This window comes from Ornithinimicrobium sp., from assembly GCF_030537745.1.
Taxonomy (GTDB): Bacteria; Actinomycetota; Actinomycetes; order Actinomycetales; family Dermatophilaceae; genus Ornithinicoccus.
On record NZ_JAUNVI010000102.1, the window covers coordinates 1 to 6363 of the forward strand.

General features: G+C 69.7%; 8 protein-coding genes. 6 read left to right on the forward strand and 2 right to left on the reverse strand.

What is annotated here, in order from left to right:
• Positions 1 to 468, forward strand: a 468-nt coding sequence (locus Q4P07_RS13765) for a hypothetical protein (RefSeq protein WP_303375489.1), incomplete at its 5' end; no start/stop codon positions are given.
• 174 nt (positions 469 to 642) lie between these two features.
• Here the strand turns inward: Q4P07_RS13765 and Q4P07_RS13770 are convergent.
• Both Q4P07_RS13770 and hisC read right to left on the reverse strand, forming a co-directional pair.
• A complete protein-coding gene (locus tag Q4P07_RS13770) occupies positions 643 to 1044 on the reverse strand; it encodes a hypothetical protein (RefSeq protein ID WP_303375490.1) in 402 nt (133 codons plus the stop codon).
• 25 nt (positions 1045 to 1069) lie between these two features.
• A complete protein-coding gene (gene hisC / locus Q4P07_RS13775; RefSeq protein ID WP_303375491.1) occupies positions 1070 to 2164 on the reverse strand; it encodes a histidinol-phosphate transaminase in 1095 nt (364 codons plus the stop codon).
• 44 nt (positions 2165 to 2208) lie between these two features.
• Between hisC and Q4P07_RS13780 the strand changes: the two genes are divergently transcribed.
• The 5 genes from Q4P07_RS13780 to Q4P07_RS13800 all read left to right on the forward strand — a co-directional run.
• Positions 2209 to 2589, forward strand: coding sequence for a phage holin family protein (locus Q4P07_RS13780; RefSeq protein ID WP_303375492.1), 381 nt, complete (start codon positions 2209 to 2211; stop codon positions 2587 to 2589).
• Positions 2586 to 3371 carry a dienelactone hydrolase family protein gene (locus tag Q4P07_RS13785; protein ID WP_303375493.1) on the forward strand — a complete coding sequence of 262 codons (786 nt, stop codon included), beginning with the start codon at positions 2586 to 2588 and terminating at the stop codon, positions 3369 to 3371. Before Q4P07_RS13780 ends, Q4P07_RS13785 begins: the two co-directional genes overlap by 4 nt.
• Positions 3372 to 3439: 68 nt before the next feature.
• Entirely contained in the window at positions 3440 to 4654 is a 1215-nt protein-coding gene (gene pdhA / locus Q4P07_RS13790; RefSeq protein WP_303375494.1) for a pyruvate dehydrogenase (acetyl-transferring) E1 component subunit alpha, read from the forward strand.
• Between the two features lie 10 nt (positions 4655 to 4664).
• Complete coding sequence (locus Q4P07_RS13795) at positions 4665 to 5684, forward strand: alpha-ketoacid dehydrogenase subunit beta (RefSeq protein WP_303375495.1); 1020 nt, start codon at positions 4665 to 4667, stop codon at positions 5682 to 5684.
• A gap of 33 nt (positions 5685 to 5717) precedes the next feature.
• On the forward strand, positions 5718 to 6363 hold a 646-nt coding region (locus Q4P07_RS13800), incomplete at its 3' end, for a biotin/lipoyl-containing protein (RefSeq protein WP_303375496.1).

The window sequence follows — 6363 nt, forward strand, 5'->3', positions numbered from 1 at the left end:
ATGGCACGTCCAGAGATGGCACGCTCGGACCCGGCACGCCCATCCGATCCGGCCCCCGATGGTCTGGCGCGCCTCTTCACCGGGGCCTTAGATCGTCAGGCACCGGTCGACCCCGAGCGGCGCGGGCAGCACCCCTGCGGACGGGAGGACCTGCAGGACCGGCGCGACCTCGCGAACCAGGCCCTCTACGCAGCCATCACCGACCGGGGCCCCAACGCACTGCTCGCCGACCATGACGACCAGCTCGGGGCCGGCGAGCACGGCGGCAACCTCGCTGGCTGGATCTGGGTCACCCACACCCACCCCCGCACTGGGCGCCGCCATGCAGGCCCACCCCAGGACCCGCAGAGCGCCCACGACGTCCTCGGCCTGACGCGCCAAGGACCCACGCCCCGGCCACAGGACCAGCGCACCTCGCCCACCACCTCCTGGACGCAGCGCCCCCACCATGACCCCCCACCCTTCTGAAGGGGGTCGCCGTCGTGGCGGGCTTGGCGATCTTCGCGAGAGGGCCGGGCTCAGGGCTACCCGTTCTAGGTCCCGCCCCACCCCACAGCTTCTAAGTGTCTCCCCACCCCACGGCTTCGAGGGGTCGACCCGCCCCACGGCGGGCAGGTCTCTAACCGCCCCACCGGACGGCTTCTAGGTCTCGTCCCACCGCACGGCGGCGGCGCGAGTGATCCGCGCGACCACATAGGTGAGGATCAGGCTGGCGATGAGCACCATGGTCGTGGGGAGCAGCACTCCCTCGCCCTGGTGCTTGACCGCCAGGTTGATGAACCACGGCACGGTGATGCCGATGGCGCCAGCGATCGCGAGGAGCGCTGGGCGCCCGGTGCGTCCTGCGATCAACTGAGCCGGGAAGGCCATCGCGGCCAGCGTGCCGAAGGCCATCACGATCTGGAAGAACTCACCGGCGTCTCGCTGCACGCTCCACGACTGCCCGGAGACCCACGCCAGGATGCCGCCGATCAGCATCACCCACCACGCCTTCGCTGGCCGGCCGGTGCGGACGGCGCTGGCGCCGCGCGGAGACAAGGACATAGTCGGCAGGATAGGCCAGACAGACTCAGCCCTGAAGCCTGCACCATTCTGCTGCCACGCCGAGCAGACGGTCGTTGGCCTGAGTTTCTGCGATCGTGCAGCGCACGCCCTCGCCGGCGAACGGCCGGACCATCAGTCCTCGAGACTGTGCCATCTTCGCGAACGGCACGGCGTCCTCGCCCAGCGGCAGCCACACGAAGTTGCCCTGTGCGTCCGGCACGTCCCAGCCGTGTTCGCACAGCGTCGCGACGACCCGCTCGCGCTCGCTGACCAGCTCCTTGACGCGCACCTCCAGCTCGTCGTAGGCGTCCAGGCTGGCCACCGCTGCCCGCTGCGCGAGGTCGCTGACACCGAACGGGGTGGCGGCCTTGCGCAGCGCGGTCGCGACCTCTTCGTGCGCCACCGCATACCCGACCCTCAGCCCCGCCAGCCCGTAGGCCTTGGAGAAGGTCCGCAGCACGGCGACATTGCTGAACTCGCGGTAGAGCGCCAACGCGTCGGGGACCGTGTCCGCAGAGGTGAACTCCAGGTAGGCCTCGTCGATCACCACGAGCACGTCCTGGGGCACCGCCGCGATGAACTCGCGCAGTTCGTCCTCCCGGACCGCGGGACCGGTCGGGTTGTTGGGCGTGCAGACCAGGACCAGGCGCGTCCGGTCAGTGATCGCCGCGGCCATCGCGGGCAGGTCGTGGCGGGCGTCACCATCCAGCGGCACCTGGACCGAGACCGCGCCGGCCAGCGCCACCACGATCGGGTAGGCCTCGAAGGAGCGCCACGCATAGAGGACTTCGTCGCCGGGGTCGCAGGTGATCGCGATCAGTTGGGCCAGCACCGCGACGCTGCCGGTGCCGGTGGCGAGGTCGGTCGTGGGCACGCCCAGCCGCTCGGCGAGCGCGGCGGTCAGCTCGACGACGCCCATGTCGGGATAACGGTTCATCGACTCGGCCGCGTCCTTGACGGCGGCGAGCACGGACGGCAGGGGCGGGTAGGGATTCTCGTTGGAGGAGATCTTGTAGGTCGTTAGGCCCTCGATCGGAGCGGCAGGTTTGCCGGGGGTGTAGGCCGGCACCCCAGCCAGGGTGGTGCGCAGACGGACGGGGCTGGGCTGATCTCCGGTCATGTCCGTCAGCCTAGGTCAGCGCCTGTTCATGCCACCATGGAGCCATGAAGTTGATTCTCTCCATCCTGGCCAATGCGCTCGCCCTCTGGGTCGCCAGCGCCGTGCTCGACGGCATCTCCTTCGGCGGGGAGGGCACCTCGCTGGTGCTCACCGTGCTGGGGGTCGCTGCGCTGTTCGGCGTCCTCAACGCCGTTGTCAAGCCAATCCTGCAGGTGCTCTCGCTGCCGCTGGTGGTGATCTCCCTCGGGCTTTTCCTCTTTGTCATCAACGCGCTCATGCTGTCGCTGACCTCGTGGTTCGCCGGGGTGATCGGCCTCGAGTTCCACGTGGACGCCTTCTTCTGGGACGCCGTCCTCGGCTCCCTGATCATCTCGGCGGTCGGCGTCGTCACCGACCTCGTGCTGCCTGACGGCAAGGGCCGGTGACCGTCCTGCACCCCGTCCAGCACGAGATCGCCACGGCGGACGGCCCGCTGCCCGGTCTCCTGTGGCTGCCGGAAGGCGCCTGCGCCGACGCCCCCGTGCCCGGGATCGTCCTCTTCCAGGAGATCTTCGGGGTGGGTTCCTACATCCAGTCCCGGTGCGCCGACCTGGCCGCCCTCGGGTATGCCGTGCTCGCGCCCCAATTCTTCGCCCGGCTCCGCGATGGCGACGGCGGCAACGACGGCGAGGTGCCGGTCGTGGAAGAAGCGGGTGCAGACGGGCTCGCGGAGGCCATGAGCCTGGCCAGCCGCCTGGACTGGGCGCAGGCGACCCGCGATGGGCTCGCCGCACGCGACGACTTGGCCAGCATGGCCGGCGTCAACGAGGAGCGGGTAGGACTCTTGGGCTTCTGCTTCGGTGGAGGCCTGGCTTTCGACGTCGCCGCCTCCGCGGCGATGGCGGAGGCGCCGGTGGCGGCCCTGGTGAGCTTCTACGGCTCCTCCCTGCCGAGCCTCCTGCCCCTGGCCGAGCAGGTCCAGTGCCCGAGCCTGCACCACTTCGGCGACGCCGACGCCTATATCCCACTGGAGAGCGTCGAGGCGATCAGGGACGCGGTGACCGCCGGCGGCACCCGCCCGCAGGTCCGCTTCGAGGTCTACGAGGGTGCGGGCCACGCCTTTGACAACCCGGCCCCGTTGTTCCACCACGCTGCGGCCAGCGCAGCGGCGTGGTCTCGGACCGAGGCCTTCCTGGCCGAAGCCCTCCCGAGCCGCATCGGCGAGTAGCCTGGCGTCCAGAAAGCCGTCACCATCACGAGGCGGCCCACCGGGGCCGTGAACTGAAGGAGCCTGCGTTGAGCGACGAGGACGTCGCGCGGTCCACCGCGCCGAGCACCACCACAGCCGAGCGGCCTGAACAGCCGGCGGCCTCGCACGAGCCTTCGCAGCGGGATATCACCGACGGCGGCCCCCACATGGTGCAGTTCCTGGCTGCCGACGGGACCCGCCTCCCGGTGACGGAGGTGAACAGCCCCTATGCCTCATACCTGGAAGATCTGGACGGCGACGACTTCAGGGGCATGCTGCGTGACCTCATCATGGTCCGCCGCGTGGACGCCGAGGGTTTCGCGCTGCAGCGCCAGGGCGAGCTGGGCCTGTGGCCGAGCCTGCTTGGGCAGGAGGCCGCGCAGGTCGGAGCCGGCCGGGCGATGCGTCCGCAGGACTACGCCTTCCCCGGTTATCGCGAGCACGGCGTCGCCTGGTGCAAGGGGGTGGCGCCGGAGAATCTGCTCGGCATGTTCAGGGGCGTCAACCATGGCGGCTGGGACTCCAACGAAAACAACTTTCACCTCTACACGATCGTCATCGGCAACCAGATGCTGCACGCGGTGGGCTACGCGATGGGGGTGCAGCGCGACGGTGATGTCGCGACCGGTGACCTCGACCGGGACACCGCGGTCATGGCGTTCACCGGTGATGGCGGCACCTCGCAGGGCGACTACAACGAGGCGCTGGTCTTCGCTGCGGTCGCCAACGCGCCGGTCGTCTTCTTCGTCCAGAACAACCACTGGGCGATCTCCCAGCCCAACGACCGGCAGTTCACTATCGCGCCCTTCCGCCGCGCCGAGGGCTTCGGCTTTCCCGGCGTCCGGGTGGACGGCAACGACGTGCTGGCCTCCTACGCCGTGACCCGCGCCGCGCTCGAACGCGCCCGGTCGGGCCAGGGGCCGACCTTGATCGAGGCGTTCACCTACCGGATGGGGGCGCACACCACCTCCGACGACCCGACGAAATACCGGATCTCGGCCGAGGTGGACCTGTGGAAGGCCAAGGACCCGATCGACCGGATGACCGCCTACCTGCTGGCGCAGGGCATCATCGACGACGCGTGGCTGGAGGCGCTGAACGCCGAGGCTGACGAGCTGGCGGTGCGGATCCGCACTGCCTGCCAGACGATGCCCAACCCGCCGCACGAGCAGATGTTCGAGCAGGTGTATGTCGATCCGCACCCGTTGGTCGAACGTGAGGCGCGGGAGTTTGCCGCCTACCACGCTGGCTTCGAGGACTGAGGAGCAACAGATGAGCACCCCTACGTCGACCGCCCAGCGCACCACGATCGCCAAGGCGCTCAACGCTGGCATGCGGGCCGCGATGGAACGCGACCCCAAGGTCCTCCTCATCGGTGAGGACATCGGCAAGCTCGGTGGCGTCTTCCGCATCACCGAGGGCCTGCAGAAAGACTTCGGTGAGGACCGCGTCATCGACGCCCCGCTCGCCGAGGCCGGGATCGTGGGCACTGCGGTCGGCCTGGCCCTGCGCGGCTATCGCCCGATCGTGGAGATCCAGTTTGACGGGTTCGTCTATCCCGCCTTCGACCAGATCGTCAGCCAGGTCGCCAAGATGCACTACCGCTCCCTGGGCAAGCTCCGTATGCCGATCGTGATCCGCATCCCCTACGGCGGCGGCATCGGCGCGGTCGAGCACCACAGCGAGTCCAACGAGTCCTACTTTGCGCACACCCCCGGCCTGCGGGTGGTCACCGTGTCCACGACGGAGGACGCTTACTGGATGATGCAGCAGGCGATCGCCTCGGACGACCCGGTCATCTTCTATGAGCCCAAGCGCCGCTACCACGAGCGCGGCGTGCTCGATCTAACCGGCTCGGTGCCGGACCTGGCCGATGCTCCGCTAGGCCTGCACGAGGCCGCGGTCCGGGCCGAGGGGACGGACGTCACGGTCCTGACCTACGGCCCGATGGTCAAGGTCGCGCTCGCCGCGGCCCAAGCCTCCGAGCTGGAGGACGGGCCCTCGATCGAGGTCGTCGATCTGCGCTCGCTCTCGCCGTTGGACACCGACACGATCGAGGCGTCGGTGCGCAAGACCGGCCGCTGCATCACGCTGTCGGAGGCGCAGACCTTCGCCAGCATCACCGCCCAGCTGGCGGCCTACGTGCAGCGCAACTGCTTCTATGAGCTGGAGGCCCCGGTGGTGCAGGTCGGCGGCTACAACATCCCCTACCCGCCCAGCCGGCACGAAGAGGTCTTCCTGCCCGACATCGATCGCGTCCTGCACGCTGTCGACACCGTGCTCGCCTACTGACCACCCACCCGCGCAGCAGCCGAAGGAGCCTTCGTGCCTGAGTTCAAGCTTCCCGATCCTGGTGAGGGTCTCGTCGAGGCCACCATCACCGCCTGGAAGGTCGCCGTCGGGGACAGCGTCAAGACCAACGACATCGTCGTGGAGGTCGAGACGGCCAAGTCCCTCGTCGAGCTGCCCATCCCCTGGGACGGCACGGTGACCCAGATCCTGCACGCCGAGGGCGACGAGGTCGAGGTCGGGACCCCGATCATCGTCATCGACACCGGTGATGGAGCAGGGCGGGACGGCTCGGCAGGCGAGGCGGCCGATGCGGCTGATGCGGCCCCGAGCGCGCCGGTGCCGGCCGATGCGGTCGCTGGTGCAGAGCCCAAACGGGAAGCTGTCCTGGTCGGCTATGGCGCGATCGAGACCGCGACCACCCGTCGGCGCCGCCGCGGAGAAGGGGCGACCGAGGAGTCCGCCGCGCCCCGTCGCGCCAAGGCCAGCCCTCCGGTGCGCAAGTACGCCAAGGAGCGCGGCGTCGACCTGACCCAGGTGCAGGCCACCAGGGACGAAGGTGTCGTGACCCGCGCCGACGTGGATGCCCACCTCGCCGGTGGGGCGGCCGGCGCCGCGCCCGCCGCGACCGCACCGGCGGCGACGTCAGCAGCGGCAGCACCGACCCCGACAGCACCGACCC

Bases quoted from the DNA above. Each gene is read 5' to 3' on its own strand.
- Q4P07_RS13770 (WP_303375490.1), bottom strand. From the start codon at position 1,044: ATGTCCTTGTCTCCGCGCGGCGCCAGCGCCGTCCGCACCGGCCGGCCA.
- hisC (WP_303375491.1), bottom strand. From the start codon at position 2,164: ATGACCGGAGATCAGCCCAGCCCCGTCCGTCTGCGCACCACCCTGGCT.
- Q4P07_RS13780 (WP_303375492.1), top strand. From the start codon at position 2,209: ATGAAGTTGATTCTCTCCATCCTGGCCAATGCGCTCGCCCTCTGGGTC.
- Q4P07_RS13795 (WP_303375495.1), top strand. From the start codon at position 4,665: ATGAGCACCCCTACGTCGACCGCCCAGCGCACCACGATCGCCAAGGCG.